We start from the raw sequence: 13793 nt of genomic DNA, 5'->3' as shown, positions 1-13793 counted from the left end.
CACGGTGACCGCTTCTCCGCCGCTTCGCGGCTACAAATCGGCACGTGTGCCGGGCGTTATAGGAGGAAAGCTTGAGTAACACTGACAAATTACGAATCTGGGAGTTTGGCATAGCCGTTGTTGGCTTCCTGGCTTGGATGCTTTTGATTTCAACCTCTGAGCAAATTCGAGAATTAGGAGTACCAAACCTCTATAAGTTTGTATCTGGCTATATTCTTGGCTTCGTAATAGCGTTCGCCGGCTTCATGTTCTGGGAAGTGCTGAGAGGCCGTGCCCACCAATTTTTGGATGACAGTCTTTATTTTCGCTGGATATCATACATTACGCTTCTGGTTATTCTGCTGCTGGGGGGCGCAAGTCTTATTGCCCAGATTTTCGGGGATACGAACTGGGCCTATAACGTCGGGTCTTTGTTGGGCGGTATAGCGGTTGGAGTCGGTGTTGTTCCAACCTCTCAGAGATTTTAGGTCGTCTATAACAATACGCTGGGCCGGACAATTTTTCCACCGCTTCGCGGCTCTAGGATTTCCGCATAGCGTCGCGTTATGGCGCTACCACTTAAGAGAGAGAGGATTCATGGATTTAACCTTAAGTAAGTTCTTTTTTGATATTCCGATTTATACGCCTGTAGAGATAAACGAAGGGGATTCGGCTGTTTTTAAGGAAATCATTGATTGCCATAACAAAGAAGAATTTGAGGGGTATAACCCTGGGAAGCAAGTAGAGTCTACTTTTGTTGTGATAACAGACTTGATACCTAGCGGTGATGGCTTTGTGCGAAATGGTGGCTACGGGACTGTAAATAAAGTGCAAGAGGACCGATGATGTGTTTAGTTACTACATTCTGTGAGAGGAAATTGGGGTCAGATGAAGGTTTCTGAGAGAAATATTCATCTGACCCCAGTTTGTTCGTCTCCCCTAGACCGTGCACTTGTTGGCGGGGTTATGGCCCAAAGGATGTCAATAAAAGTCCTTTTTTACACACACCTAATCTCACTGCTCGGCTACATCGCGGCCGCGGGGAATTCAGTAAAAGGAAAAATAATAATGATTGAGTACGTTGTAGAAAGCTTAACCAAGCTGTTAGGGCCGATAGCTACTCTTGAAAAAGATAAAAGAGAGCTAAGAGATAACGCTTTGCGCGCAATCTCTACCGCCCTAAAGGAAACGCAAATTTATTATGCCGGCATGGCTAGGGATTATAAAAGAAATTACGAAACCGAGGCACAGCTAGCGAAATATTGGGCCGCGGCAGCGATTCCTCTGCGTCACATAGACCGAGAGCTTGCTATTGTTTGTGAGCATAAAGCTGAATATTGGGTATCTCCAGAGACCTGGTCGACTGATAAAATTTCTGAAATGAGTATCCAGCTTAGCTCCGTCGCAAATGCATATAAAAAGATGATTCATCCCGGCTTTAAAAGTAGGTCTTCAGGAGACCCAGTATAGCCAGCGTAACAATCTCTTAAGTGTCCCGCCTTAAAAACCGCCGAATAGCTCGGCTTCATGTGATCTGGAGTAGGAGACTGCGATAGGTGATTACCGAAATCCACATGAATGCAGTGGCGAGCTTTAAGAAAGCCACATCGCTCGTTACGGATAGGAAAATAAATCTTATCTACGGCCTAAACGGAACCGGCAAATCAACAATCTCAAATTTTTTTTATGAGCCCAATGATTCTGCGTTCATCTTATGCAAAAAGGTACCCGCAGCATCGGTTCCAGTTCTCGTTTACAACCAAGCTTTCATCCGAGACAACTTTTATGTCGCGGATCGGTTGCAAGGCATCTTCAGCCTTTCAAAAGAGAACAAAGAAGCTGAACAAAAGATAGTCGACTCGACAAAAAGGCAAGGTGAGCTTGAGCAAGACCTAAAAGATAAGCGCAGTGAACAGGAATCGGCAACACGCGCATTTTCTCAAAAAAAATATCAGGCCATAGAGAAAGTTTGGAGCATCAAGCAGACCTATGCAGGCGGTGATCGCGTTCTTGAGTACTGTCTCGAAGGTCTAAAGGGACAAAAGGACAAGCTTTTTGCCCATCTCCAAAGCATCCCGAAACCTGCCGGTGAACCAAAAAAAGACGTTCAAACAATCCGGCAGGAAGTGGAAGCACTCCAAGGTGATGAAGCTCAGCTTCAACCGCGCCTGGCAACTATTTCTTTTTCTGCTCATGGTGTCGAGTCGGACGCAGTGTTCCAAAAATCCATCCTTGGGAATAGCGATAGCGAGGTTGCCGCTCTAATCGAAAAGTTGGGCAGCTCGGACTGGGTAAAGCAAGGCCTTTCGTACCTACCGGAAAGCGTACGTAATTCAAACGCACAATGCCCATTCTGTCAGGAAGCAACGATTTCAGAGAAATTTATCGACAGCGTGAGGTCGTATTTTGATGTGACCTACGAGCAGCAGTTAGATGAGCTTGCTCAACTTCTAAAGATTTACCGAGCCGCCTTCGATTCGTTGCTTGGGCTGAGTCCTTTTACCGACCATCCCTTTTCGCAAAAGCACAAGGACTCTATAACCAACAAATATCAGTTATTCGTGGGCGAGATCGAGAGTAATGTCCGCAAGATTGAAGAAAAAATAAAGAGCCCGAAATTTCCGGCTACGCTATCCGACACGGCTGGCCTGATCGCCGATTTCAACTCAGTAATAGATTTGATTAACACGGAAATCGACGAATACAACGACAAGCTCAAGAACCGTAAATCTGCTCTCGATAACTTACGAAACGAATTTTGGAAACTAATGCGGTGGCAGTTTGACCAAACGATATCGAGGTTTGATGCCGACCAACAGGCTGCTGACCGGCAATTGAAAGGCTTAATGGTAGAGATCGGAAATATCGATACTGACCTGGCTAAGGTGAGGAAAGAAATTGCGGACGCACAAAAACAGACAGTAAATATTGACCATGCGGTCGCCGCTATAAATGCGGGGCTTATTGACCTCGGCATAGATGATTTCAGCGTACGGAAGCATTCTGAAAATCTCTATCGAGTGGTGCGGGCCGGCGATTCGAAAGATGCATTTCACTCACTAAGCGAGGGGGAGAAGATGATGATCAGCTTCTTATACTTCTGCGAGCTGTGTAAAGGTAAGGCCAGCTCAGAGGACACCCACGCTCAGCGCATCGCGGTGATAGACGATCCAATTTCGAGCCTTTCTCATGTATACGTTTTTAACGTCGGGCAACTCATTCGTTCAGTTTTCTTCAAAGGGGATCGATTCAGTCAGGTTATTGTCTTAACCCATAGCCTCTACTTCTTCTACGAGATGACAGATCCGAATCACGAGCGCCGTGAAAAAACACAGAAATTGTTTAGACTTTCAAAGCCCTCTTCTGGCAGCGTCATCCAAGAGATGAAATACGAGGAAGTTCAAAATGACTATCAAGCGTACTGGTCCGTTGTCAACGACCAGTCTCAACCGCCGGCACTTATCGCAAACTGCATGCGCAACATAGTCGAGTACTTTTTCAACTTTGTGCGCAAGAAAGACCTGAATAACGTTTTTCAGATGCCGGAACTCCAAGATGCGAAGTTCCAAGCCTTTTGCCGATATATCAATCGGGAGTCACATTCACTAGGCCAGAACATCATAGATATGAAGGAATTTAACTATGACGCCTTCAGGGAGGGATTCAAGCTGGTTTTTGAGGTAACGGGGTTCCCGGACCACTACAAAGCCATGTCCAAATGCTAGCAGAGAAAAGTGGCGCAAAAAGAAAGCGAATATTTTTTTCGTGTCAACCAAACCAACAACCGTGGGGGATTTTCTTCAAACGCCCCATCCCCCAGCGCATTGTCCATGCAGGCGCTGGAATCAATCTGACTCCAACGCCTTAAGATGGCCTCATGGCCAGCCGCTAAACGTTAGCTCTGTGGTTTGATCAGGAACTTCTCTCCGGTCGCCTGCTTGCCGTAAACCGAGATCGCATCCAGCTGTAACGCACCGGACAGGGATACTTCGTGGGTGTAGTGGCTGGCGAACGTGGTTTTGATTTCGGCCGCGACGCGTTTGCGCATGGCGGCGGCGGTGTGCTGACCCAGCTTTCCTAACGCATTGAACAACAGAAAGCCGTTTACACCCCAGGCAAAACCAAAGGTGCGGTTCAGCGTGATGGGACCGCGATCAAGGCCGCCATAGATATACACCTGCTTGTAGATGTCAGAACCGTACACGTTGTATTCAGTCATGTCGCGGGAGACGGCGGCTTCCATGCAGGTGAGGATGTCACTGGCCAGGCGACCGCCGCCGATAGGGTCGAAGGCGATGGTCGCGCCGGTGTCGATCAGTGCCTGGGTCAGGTCTGCCATAAAGCTGTCGCTACTCGAATTGACCACGTACTTGGCACCCTGCTCGCGCAGCAAGGCTTCCTGCTCCGGCTTGCGGACAATATTGACCAGGTCGATGCCGTCGGCGATACAGATGCGGTTGAGCATTTGTCCGAGGTTAGAGGCCGCCGCAGCGTGAACGATAGCCTTGTGACCTTCGGCGCGCATGGTTTCTACCATGGCCAATGCGGTCAGCGGATTAACGAAGCTTGATGCGCCTTCGACTGCCGTCGTACCCGGCTCAAGTTCCAGACAGCTTTGCACATTGGCGCATACGTATTTGCGGTAGCTACCCCCGCCAATGAACGCAACGGTTTTGCCCATCAGGCTCTGCGCAGCGGCTGATGAGCCCGCGGCGACGACGGTACCCGCGCCTTCGTTGCCCACGGGTATGGACTTGCCAACCCGCTTCTTCACTGCGCCCATGAATTTGGGCGGCACGTCGGCACTGATGACCGGGCGATCAGCGCTGCCGGATTGCCTGGCGGTGGTCATATCCGCCACGCTGAACATGACTCCCAGGTCAGACGGGTTGATTGGGGCGGCTTCGATGCGGATGACCACCTGGTTCTCGCCCGGCTGTGGGATCTCGATCTCGCGCAGGGCAAGTTCCAGTTTGTTGTCTTCGCTAATCGTCGAAATCAGTTCGATGTTGGTATCTGACACGTGTTTCTCCTCCAAAAATTTAGATGGTCTGGTACTTCGCTAACCGGTGTCGCTTCAAAAAATGCGAGGCATCCCTTAGCGTCTGCGTGATCCGCTTCGCTGGGACTGTCTGATCGTCGTGATCAATGGAGCTAGAGTAGTCCACTGGATCGATCTGTTCTTCTCGAACGGCAGGCGACCCTCCGCGAAGCCACCCGGGTCACCATGCAAGGCAAGTCGAGGGATTCACATGCGCGGTCAACTGCCCGATTCGCCCCCAGATCGCAGCGTGCGGTAGTCTTATCTGCCTGGAACATCGAACGGAGCCCTTCCTATGCCCGACCCAACCCCATCCCGGGATCCCCTCCACGGCGTTACGCTGGAGCGCATGATCAACGAATTGGTTGACCGGTACGGTTGGGAAGGGCTTGGGCAGCGCATCAACATTCGCTGCTTCACGCATGACCCGAGCGTGAAATCGAGCCTGCGCTTTCTGCGGAAGACGCCCTGGGCTCGCGAGAAGGTTGAGGCCCTGTATATATCGATGGCGAGGGAAGGCGGCTCGGGTCGCTGAGCTTGGGGAGGTTCAGAGCGAGAGGCTCGAGCCTCTCATACGAAGAGTCTGCTATCGCGCCGGGGACCCGGCGCTGGGCTGCGCTCAGCTTGCCTTCTGCGCGACGATATCTTCCATCTTCAGGCCGGTCAGGCCGTGAATGGTTTTCCACAGATACAGCATGATCAACACCATCATGATCATGGTCGGAAGCGCGATCACCGGATAACTGACCAGCGTCATGCGGCCGAGCTCTTCATTGAATGCGCTGGTCCCCGCCGGGCTGGTCACGATCCATTTGGCGACAAGGTAGTTCATGACAGAAGAAAAGAAGAAGGTTCCGGCAAGGAAGTAAGTCGCGCGCGAAAGGCGTTCCTCGAACACCGACACCTGACCGTGCTCTTCCAGGCGCTCCTGAACCCGCGCAACGTTCAGCACGGTATCGTTGTACAGCAGCGTACGAATCAACGGATAACGCGTGCGCGTCGACACGAGCACGGCGATGCCGATCACACCCGGCACCGCGGCTTCCTTGATCGCCAGCCATTGCGGATCCAACTCGAACAGCCCGATGCCGCCGGTAAGCATGACGCTGACGACCCCGAGTACGGCGATGAAGTTGAATTTGCGGTAGCGCAGCAGCTCGAAAAGACCCCAGCCGATCGGAAACGCCAGCGCCACGATAAGCGCCAGCGGCGCGCCCAGGTCATCGTCACCACTGAACTTCATCAGGATCACTGACGGCAGCAGAATGCTGACCAGCAGATCGACCATCGGGCGGGGTTTGTGCTGCGGCGTGCGGGGAGTAGTGTCAGTCATCGAAGCTCAATCGGTCTCTTTCGTGTTCGTCCGCCATCATACACCGCCTGGCTGCGGTATCCGCAGCCGTTGGCCGATCGGAACGTCCGGTGGTCAGGCGCCGATGATGGTGTAGGCGAGGTAGCCGGTATAGGCGGCATACACGCAAAGCAGTATCCCGCCTTCGACCCGGTTGATACGACCTTGCCGACCGCGCAGACCGATACCCATGATGAACAGTGCGAGCGTCAACGCTGCCATCACCACCCAGTCGCGATAGAGCACGACCGAGTCGACCGACAACGGCATGATGCCGGCGGCGATACCGACCACGGCGAGGGTGTTGAACAGGCCCGAGCCGATCACGTTGCCGAGGGCCAGATCGTGCTCATTCTTGCGGATGGCTGCGATGGAAGAGGCCAGCTCCGGCAGTGAGGTGCCGATGGCGACGATGGTCAGGCCGATGATCAGATCGCTGACGCCGAGACTTTGAGCGATGCTGACCGCGCCCCAGACCAGCACCCGCGAGCTGAGCACCAGCAATAGCAGGCCGACGAACAGCCAGATCAGTGCCGGCTTCAACGGCATAGCGTTCGCCTTCAGTTCGGCGTCGTACTCGGTTTCCAGCGCATCGCCGCGACCACGCAGCCCCTGCACGATCGACCAGCCCATCAGCAGGAAGAACGCCCCCAGTAACACCCAGGCGTCCATCCGGCTGAGCTGGCCATCGATCAGCTGATAGCCCGCCAGCAGCGTGACGCCCATCAGCACCGGCAATTCCTTGCGCAACACCTGCGAGTGCACCGAGATCGGACTGATGACCGCGACAAGGCCGATGATCAACGCGATATTGGTGATGTTCGAGCCGTAGGCATTGCCCAGCGCCAGTCCAGGATTACCTTGGGAGGCAGCCAGTGCCGAAACCACCATTTCCGGAGCAGAGGTGCCGAAACCGATGATCAACATGCCGACCAGCAGCGTAGGCATGCCCGCATGGGTGGCAGTGGCCGATGCGCCTTCGACGAACTTGTCGGCACTCCATACCAGCAGCGCCAGTCCGGCGATTACAGCAGCGATGGCCATCAGCATGAAAAAATCTCCTAGGTCAGAAGGGCGCCATTATCGGCAAAACATGCCTTTCCGACCAGCGGAGCGACGATCCTGTTCCTCGAAAGAGCCGGGATGGGTCAGGCGCAGGCCTGCCCGCGCAGCCTTTCTTCTTCGTATAGCTCCTTCTTCGACAGCTTGCCGACTGGCGTGCGCGGCAGGGCATCACGCACTTCCATCGACTGCAAGCGCTCATGCTTGCCCAGTCGGGATTCAAGGAAGGCTTGCAGCGTTTCGAAATCCAGCGGGTCGGAGCCGGCCTTGAGCTTGATGAAGGCTTTCGGCGCCTGGCCGCGGTAGGGATCGTCAACGCCGATCACCGACACTTCCTCGACGCAGGGCATCTCGTAGATGGCCTCCTCGATCACCCGCGGATAGACGTTGTAACCGCTGCAGAGAATCATGTCCTTGGTCCGGTCGACGATGTATACGTAGCCGTCCTCGTCCATGTATCCGACATCGCCGGTGCGCAGATAACCATCCTCGGTCATCGCCTCGGCGGTCGCATCGTCGCGCTTCCAGTAGCCGATGGTAATGTTCGGCCCGGCGATGCACACCTCGCCGCGTTCGCCGACCGGCACGCTGCCAGCCGAGCCATCGAGCGGGGCGATGCGAATGCGTGCGCCAGGCACCGGAATACCGCACGAACCCGGACGCGGCTCGGCATCCTTCGGCGAGAAGGTGCCGGTGGTGGTGGTTTCGGTCATGCCCCAGCCTTCCTTCAGTGCGCAGCCGGCGACTCGGCCATACTGCTGCTGGACTTCGACCGGCAAAGGCGCGCCGCCGGAGTTGCACATCTTCAGCGAGGTCAGGTCATGGCTGGCCGTCGCCGGGTGGCTCAACAGGCCGATGAACATGGTCGGCACGCCGGGGAAAGTGGTGATCCGGCTTTCACTGATCTCGCGCAGTGCTGCTTCGACGTCGAAGCGAGGATGCAGATGGATCTCGGAACCCATACTCAGGCCGAACACCATATTCACCATCAATGCGTAAATATGGAAAGGCGGCAGAACGGCCAGCACGCGCTCATTGCCGGGTTCGAGCGTACCGCGCAGAATTTCTTCGAGCTGCGCGCAGGAGGTAGTGATGTTGCCATGGGTGAGCATGGCGCCCTTCGGTGCGCCGGTGGTGCCACCGGTGTACTGCAGTACGGCCAATTCGCGCGCCGGGTCGGCGATTCGGTATGCGTGGTACTTGCCGTCGTTATCCAGCAGTTTGGTGAAGTGCACAGAGCCATCGGCTGTGTCGCTCTCCGCCACAGGCCCGAGAGATTGGGCCTGAGCATCGGTGAGCGTTTCGCAGAAATCACCCAGCGAGCCGACGACCAGATGCTTCAGACGCGTGCGCTGACGCAGGCTGACCATCTTCGGGTAGAACGCGGCCAGATCGAGCGTGACCATCACATCGGTCTCGCTATCCTCGATCTTGTGTTCGAGCGTGCGTTCGGCGTCCAACGGCGAATAGTTGACGACCGTGCCACCGGCTCGCAGGACACCGAAGAATGCGATGTAATAGTGCGGCGTATTGGGAAGGTAAAGGCCAACATGCACGCCGGGCTTGACGCCCAGCGACTGAAACCCCGCTGCAGCGTGCTCGACCAGCTCGCTCAGGCGACGGTAGCTGAGCTTGCTGCCGAAGAAGTCGATAGCCGGACGATCCGGGAAACGCTCAGCCGCACGGTCGAGCAGGGTGTAGACCGGGATGGGCTCAAGCCTCACGTCCCACTTCACATCGTCGGGATAGGATTTCAACCAGCGCAGATCTGCGTCCACGGCACGCCTCCGTCAATTTTGTTGTTGTCTTGAATAAGAAGGTAGCCTGCAAGTGTCTCTGCCGATATACAAATCGACGGGAGATATGAAGCACTATAGGCACAAACCCGCCTGATCCCTGCGTCCCTATTGAACGCCCGCAGGCCGGCGCGTATACAGGACGACTATCAAACCCTGCAGGGAGTGCCCATGCGCAAACGTCTGGTTCCGGTGCTGATCATCGCCATCGGTATTGCCGTCTTCGTTCTGTTACGTGTGACGCGGCCTGCTCCCGAGCCGGTGGCTCCCCAGGAACGCAGCTGGCGGGTGGAAACGTTGGTCGTCGAGCCCAGCGCACTGCAACCCAGCCTGACCCTGTATGGACAACTGGAGTCGCCCCGGCGCTTTACCGTCGTCGCGCCGTTGGCCGGACGTATCGATCAATTGCCGGTGCGTGACGGCCAGGTAGTTGAAGAAGGCACCTTGCTGGTGGCGCTGGACGACGCCGATATCGAGCCGCGCCTGCAGCAGGCCCGTGCCGAGCTGCGCGATGCCGAAGCGCAGCTGACCAGCGAGCGCAGCGCGCACGCCAATGACCGCCAGGCGCTGGAGTTGGAAAAACGCATCCTTGCCAACGCCCGGCGCACTCTTGAGCGCACCGAACAGCTGATCGAGCGACAGGTCGTCTCCCGCGCCGACCTCGAAGCGGCCAGTGACGCACTGGAGCGCGCCGCGTTGACCGTAGCCACGCGTGAACGTGCCATCGAATCCTTCCCTTCGCGCGAGGCGGCGTTGCAGGCACGCGTCGACCGCGCCCAGTCCAGCCTGGAAAGCACCGAGCGCGACGTTCAGCGCAGCCGTTTTCGCGCGCCCTTCGACGGCGTGGTCAGCCAGGTTGAAGTAGCAGTAGGTGATCAGGTCAGCGCCAACGCATCGTTGATGCAGTTTTATCCGGTCGACGGGATGGAGCTCCGCGCGACCCTGCCGCAGATCTACAGCCAGGATTTCGTCCAGGCGCTGGCCGCCGGCGAACAGCTGGTAGCACATACGCTCGAGGTCGCTCCGCCGGTGAGCATGACCCTGCAGCGCATCGCCGGCCTGGCCGAAGCGCGAGGCGTCGAAGCGATTTTCCGCCTCGATGAGGCGGCGCCGAATCTGCGTCTGGGCACTTTGCTGGCGGTCAGCGTGCCGCGGCCGGTGCGACAGAACAGCGTTGCGCTGCCTTATAGCGCGCTGTATGGCAACGACACCATCTATCAATTGATCGACGGCCGCATGGCACGCTTGCGCGTCGAGCGCGTCGGCGAAACGCTCCGCGAGGACGGTTCACGCTGGGTCCTGGTGCGCTCCGAGCAACTGCAACCGGGCATGCGCATCATCGTCACGCACTTGCCGAATGCGATCGATGGCCTGCGTGTGGATCCGGTCGAGCAGAGCGGAACGCCCGCCGGGGAACCAGCGCAATGAACCAGACCGGTGGGCCGATCGGCTTCTTCGTCAATCACAAGGTCGCGGCCAATCTGCTGATGCTGGTGATGCTGATGGGCGGGGCGCTCGGCCTGTTGCGCATGAACATCCAGTTCTTCCCGACCTTCGCGCTGGATTTCGTCAGCGTACGGGTGATCTGGAGCGGAGCTGCCGCCGAGGACATCGAACAGGCGATCACCCAGCCGCTGGAGCAGCGTCTGCGCAGCCTGGAAAATCTCAAGTCGATGACCTCGACCTCGGCCCAGGGCGTGTCGAACATTACGCTGGAGTTCGCCGAAGGGACCGACCCAGTGATCGCGCTGGACGACGCCCGGCAACGGGTCGAGGAGTTTCGCAACCTGCCATCGGACGCCGAGCGGCCCGAGGTAGTGCGCATCGCACGGTTCGATCCGGTGGCCAGCGTACTGGTCTACGGGCCCTACACCGATGCCGAGCTACGTTCTCTGGCCAATCGCTTCGAGCAGGATCTGCTCGCGCGCGGCATCGACCGCATCGAGCTTCGCGGCCTGCCCCAGCAACAGGTCAGCATAGAGATATCCACCACGCAGCTCGAGCGCCTGGGTCTGTCGCTCGATCAGGTTGCCGACCGCATCGCTGCCGAATCACGCGATCTCCCGGCCGGCTTGGCCGGCGAAGAGGACTCGGCGCGGGAGCTGCGCGCCATCGAGCAGCGGCGCTCGCCTGACGAGTTCGCCACCATTCCACTGGTGGAGGGCGCCAATGCGCACCTTCGTCTCGGCGACGTGGCGCGCATAGTTCAGGAACCGATGCGTAACCAGATCCAGCTTCGCCATGACGGCCACCCGGCCGTCGAACTGCTGCTGCAGCGCGCCGAAGACGGCAACTCGCTGACCTCTGCCGAGATACTCAATACCTGGCTCAGCGATGTTCGGCCGACCCTGCCGCCGGGCCTGTCGATTCATGTTTATGACGAAGCCTGGCAACTGATCAATGACCGTATCAGCCTGCTGGTCAACAACGGCGTGAGTGGACTGGTGCTGGTGCTGCTGTTGCTTTACCTTTTCCTGCCCGGACGCGTCGCGCTGTGGGTGGCAGTAGGCATCCCCACGGCGTTTCTCGCCGCGCTGGGCGTGTTCTGGCTGATCGGCGGCTCGATCAACATGATCTCGCTGTTCGCGCTGATCATGGCGCTGGGGGTAATCGTCGACGATGCCATCGTCGTCGGCGAGGATGCCGACGCGCACTACCGCAACGGCGAGCAACCCGGCTATGCCTCGGAAGGCGCGGCGAAACGCATGCTCTGGCCGGTGGTTGCCTCCTCGCTGACGACCATTGCCGCTTTCATGCCGCTGCTGATGGTTGGCGGCGTGTTCGGCAATATTCTTGGCGACATCCCCACGGTGATGATCTGCGTGCTGATCGCCTCGCTGCTGGAATGCTTCGTGGTGCTGCCGCATCACCTGCGCGGCGCCTTCAAGCCAGTGGTGCCCGGGAAGCGCCGCTGGTATTCGGGAGCAACCGAACGGGTCGATGCGATCCGGCAGCGCTTTGAGCGCGGCTTCGATCGCTTCCGTGATGGTCGGTTTCGCCGGTTTTCAGAGCTCACCCTGCGTCATCGCGGCGCCACGCTCGCCTGCGCACTGGTCAGCGTGCTGCTCGCCGTCGGCCTGGTCAGTAGCGGTCGCATCGGATTCAGCTTTTTCCCGACACCGGAACCGCAGGTGCTGTACGCCAATGCCAGCTTCGTCGCCGGAACGCCACGAGCCGAGGTGGTGCGCTTTCTCGATCACCTGGAAGACACGCTGCTGGAAACTGACCAGGCGCTAGGCGGGGGCCTGCTGCAAACGTTCCTCGTGCGCCAGGGCGAGGTCAGCGGTTCAGGTGGTGCCGGGCGTCAGGGAGATCAACTGGGCTCGATCATGATCGAGCTGGTGTCGCCCGACCACCGCGAAGTGCGCAACCGCACCTTCGTCAGGGAATGGCGCGAGCGGATCGCCATGCCGGCGGGCATCGACCGGCTGACGATCACCGAACGGGTAGCCGGTCCGCCGGGCAAGGATGTCAACGTGCGCCTGACCGGCAGCGATCCGCACCAGCTGAAGGACGCAGCCGACGCCGTGGCGGTGATGCTTGCCTCGGTTGACGGCGTCACCAGCACCGATGACGACATGCCCTGGGGCCGTGAGCAGCTCATCTACTCGCTCACGCCCTACGGCCAGGCGCTGGGGTTGAGCACGCAGAGTCTGGGCCGGCAGCTGCGCGCCGCCTATGACGGCCGGTTGGCACAGATCTACCAGCAGCGTTCGGATGAAATCGAAGTGCGCGTGCAACTGCCCCGCGAAGAGCGCGCCAGCCTGGCGAGTCTGGGCGACCTGTCGATCCGGCTGGACGATGGTCGTAGTGTGCCCCTGTATCAGGTCGCGGAGTTCTCCACCCGCCAGGGCTTCGATGCGCTGCGCCATGCGGAGGGGCAGCTGGCGGTCGAGGTCACTGCCGACATCGACCAGGCGCAAACCACCGCCGGTGTGGTGCTCGAAGCCCTGATGGCCGAGCTTCCGGCGCTGGCTGAGCGGCATAACGTGCGCTACAGCTTCGAAGGCCGCTCGGCCGACCAACGCGATACGCTGTCGGACATGCGCACCGGGCTACTGGTCGGTCTGGCACTGATGTATGCGGTGCTGGTCTGGGTATTCAGCTCATGGTCGACACCGCTGATCGTGATGGCGGTGATCCCGCTGGCGCTGGTCGGCGCGCTGCTCGGGCACTGGTTCATGGGGTTGAACCTGACCATCCTGTCGTTGTTCGGCCTGTTCGGCCTGTCCGGCATCGTGGTGAACAACTCGATCATTCTGGTGAGCTTCTACCAGGATCAGCGCGAACGTGGGCTGGCCATCAACGAGGCGTTGAGCGGGGCCGTGGTGCAGCGTTTGCGGGCGGTGCTGCTGACGTCGCTGACGACCATTGGCGGGCTGCTGCCGCTGTTGTTCGAAACGTCACTGCAGGCGCAGTTCCTGATTCCGATGGCCACCTCGATCGCCTTCGGCCTGGGCTTTTCCACGCTACTGGTGCTGTTCGTGATCCCGGCGCTGTTGTCCTGGCTGGAAACCGCGCGAGTGAGGCGGGCAGAACCGGCCGCACCCAGCTCAAGCTGAGC

The 13793-nt window shown here is 57.9% G+C and carries 11 protein-coding genes; 7 read left to right on the top strand and 4 right to left on the bottom strand.

Annotation, left to right across the window (positions count from 1 at the left end):
• Nucleotides 1-71 precede the first annotated feature (71 nt).
• The 4 genes from BLT85_RS15595 to BLT85_RS15580 all read left to right on the top strand — a co-directional run bounded on the left by BLT85_RS15595 (nt 72) and on the right by BLT85_RS15580 (nt 3704).
• Nucleotides 72-467: a hypothetical protein gene (locus tag BLT85_RS15595; RefSeq protein ID WP_093396671.1), complete on the top strand. Its 396-nt coding sequence runs from the start codon at nt 72-74 to the stop codon at nt 465-467.
• Nucleotides 468-576: 109 nt separating this feature from the next.
• Nucleotides 577-825 carry a hypothetical protein gene (locus BLT85_RS15590; RefSeq protein WP_093396669.1) on the top strand — a complete coding sequence of 83 codons (249 nt, stop codon included), beginning with the start codon at nt 577-579 and terminating at the stop codon, nt 823-825.
• A 222-nt stretch (nt 826-1047) separates the two neighbouring features.
• The gene (locus tag BLT85_RS15585) at nt 1048-1449 is read left to right on the top strand and encodes a hypothetical protein (protein ID WP_093396666.1); all 402 of its coding nucleotides are present in this window, start codon (nt 1048-1050) and stop codon (nt 1447-1449) included.
• Nucleotides 1450-1535: 86 nt separating this feature from the next.
• Complete coding sequence (locus BLT85_RS15580) at nt 1536-3704, top strand: AAA family ATPase (protein ID WP_093396663.1); 2169 nt, start codon at nt 1536-1538, stop codon at nt 3702-3704.
• A 170-nt stretch (nt 3705-3874) separates the two neighbouring features.
• Here BLT85_RS15580 and BLT85_RS15575 read toward each other — a convergent pair whose 3' ends face one another.
• Nucleotides 3875-5002, bottom strand: coding sequence for a zinc-binding dehydrogenase (locus BLT85_RS15575; protein WP_093396660.1), 1128 nt, complete (start codon nt 5000-5002; stop codon nt 3875-3877).
• A gap of 313 nt (nt 5003-5315) precedes the next feature.
• Between BLT85_RS15575 and BLT85_RS15570 the strand changes: the two genes are divergently transcribed.
• Entirely contained in the window at nt 5316-5555 is a 240-nt protein-coding gene (locus BLT85_RS15570; protein WP_093396657.1) for a VF530 family protein, read from the top strand.
• Between the two features lie 84 nt (nt 5556-5639).
• Here BLT85_RS15570 and BLT85_RS15565 read toward each other — a convergent pair whose 3' ends face one another.
• From BLT85_RS15565 to BLT85_RS15555, 3 genes are all read right to left on the bottom strand, one after another.
• Nucleotides 5640-6353 (bottom strand): VC0807 family protein, encoded by a 714-nt coding sequence (locus tag BLT85_RS15565; protein ID WP_093396654.1) that lies wholly within the window; start codon nt 6351-6353, stop codon nt 5640-5642.
• 93 nt (nt 6354-6446) lie between these two features.
• Nucleotides 6447-7421 (bottom strand): calcium/sodium antiporter, encoded by a 975-nt coding sequence (locus tag BLT85_RS15560; protein ID WP_172829839.1) that lies wholly within the window; start codon nt 7419-7421, stop codon nt 6447-6449.
• Between the two features lie 98 nt (nt 7422-7519).
• Entirely contained in the window at nt 7520-9211 is a 1692-nt protein-coding gene (locus tag BLT85_RS15555; protein WP_093396651.1) for a long-chain-fatty-acid--CoA ligase, read from the bottom strand.
• A 189-nt stretch (nt 9212-9400) separates the two neighbouring features.
• On the opposite strand from BLT85_RS15555, the gene BLT85_RS15550 reads away from it, so the two are divergent.
• Both BLT85_RS15550 and BLT85_RS15545 read left to right on the top strand, forming a co-directional pair.
• Nucleotides 9401-10657: an efflux RND transporter periplasmic adaptor subunit gene (locus tag BLT85_RS15550; protein WP_093396648.1), complete on the top strand. Its 1257-nt coding sequence runs from the start codon at nt 9401-9403 to the stop codon at nt 10655-10657.
• Nucleotides 10654-13791, top strand: coding sequence for an efflux RND transporter permease subunit (locus BLT85_RS15545; protein WP_093396645.1), 3138 nt, complete (start codon nt 10654-10656; stop codon nt 13789-13791). Before BLT85_RS15550 ends, BLT85_RS15545 begins: the two co-directional genes overlap by 4 nt.
• The last annotated feature ends 2 nt before the right edge of the window (nt 13792-13793 follow it).

Source organism: Halopseudomonas xinjiangensis (assembly GCF_900104945.1).
Lineage (GTDB): Bacteria > Pseudomonadota > Gammaproteobacteria > Pseudomonadales > Pseudomonadaceae > Halopseudomonas > Halopseudomonas xinjiangensis.
Note: the sequence above shows the minus strand (reverse complement) of the source record. Positions and strands in the feature narration are given on the sequence as shown.

Bases quoted from the DNA above. Each gene is read 5' to 3' on its own strand.
- BLT85_RS15590 (WP_093396669.1), top strand. From the start codon at position 577: ATGGATTTAACCTTAAGTAAGTTCTTTTTTGATATTCCGATTTATACG.
- BLT85_RS15585 (WP_093396666.1), top strand. From the start codon at position 1,048: ATGATTGAGTACGTTGTAGAAAGCTTAACCAAGCTGTTAGGGCCGATA.
- BLT85_RS15570 (WP_093396657.1), top strand. From the start codon at position 5,316: ATGCCCGACCCAACCCCATCCCGGGATCCCCTCCACGGCGTTACGCTG.
- BLT85_RS15565 (WP_093396654.1), bottom strand. From the start codon at position 6,353: ATGACTGACACTACTCCCCGCACGCCGCAGCACAAACCCCGCCCGATG.
- BLT85_RS15560 (WP_172829839.1), bottom strand. From the start codon at position 7,421: ATGCTGATGGCCATCGCTGCTGTAATCGCCGGACTGGCGCTGCTGGTA.
- BLT85_RS15550 (WP_093396648.1), top strand. From the start codon at position 9,401: ATGCGCAAACGTCTGGTTCCGGTGCTGATCATCGCCATCGGTATTGCC.
- BLT85_RS15545 (WP_093396645.1), top strand. From the start codon at position 10,654: ATGAACCAGACCGGTGGGCCGATCGGCTTCTTCGTCAATCACAAGGTC.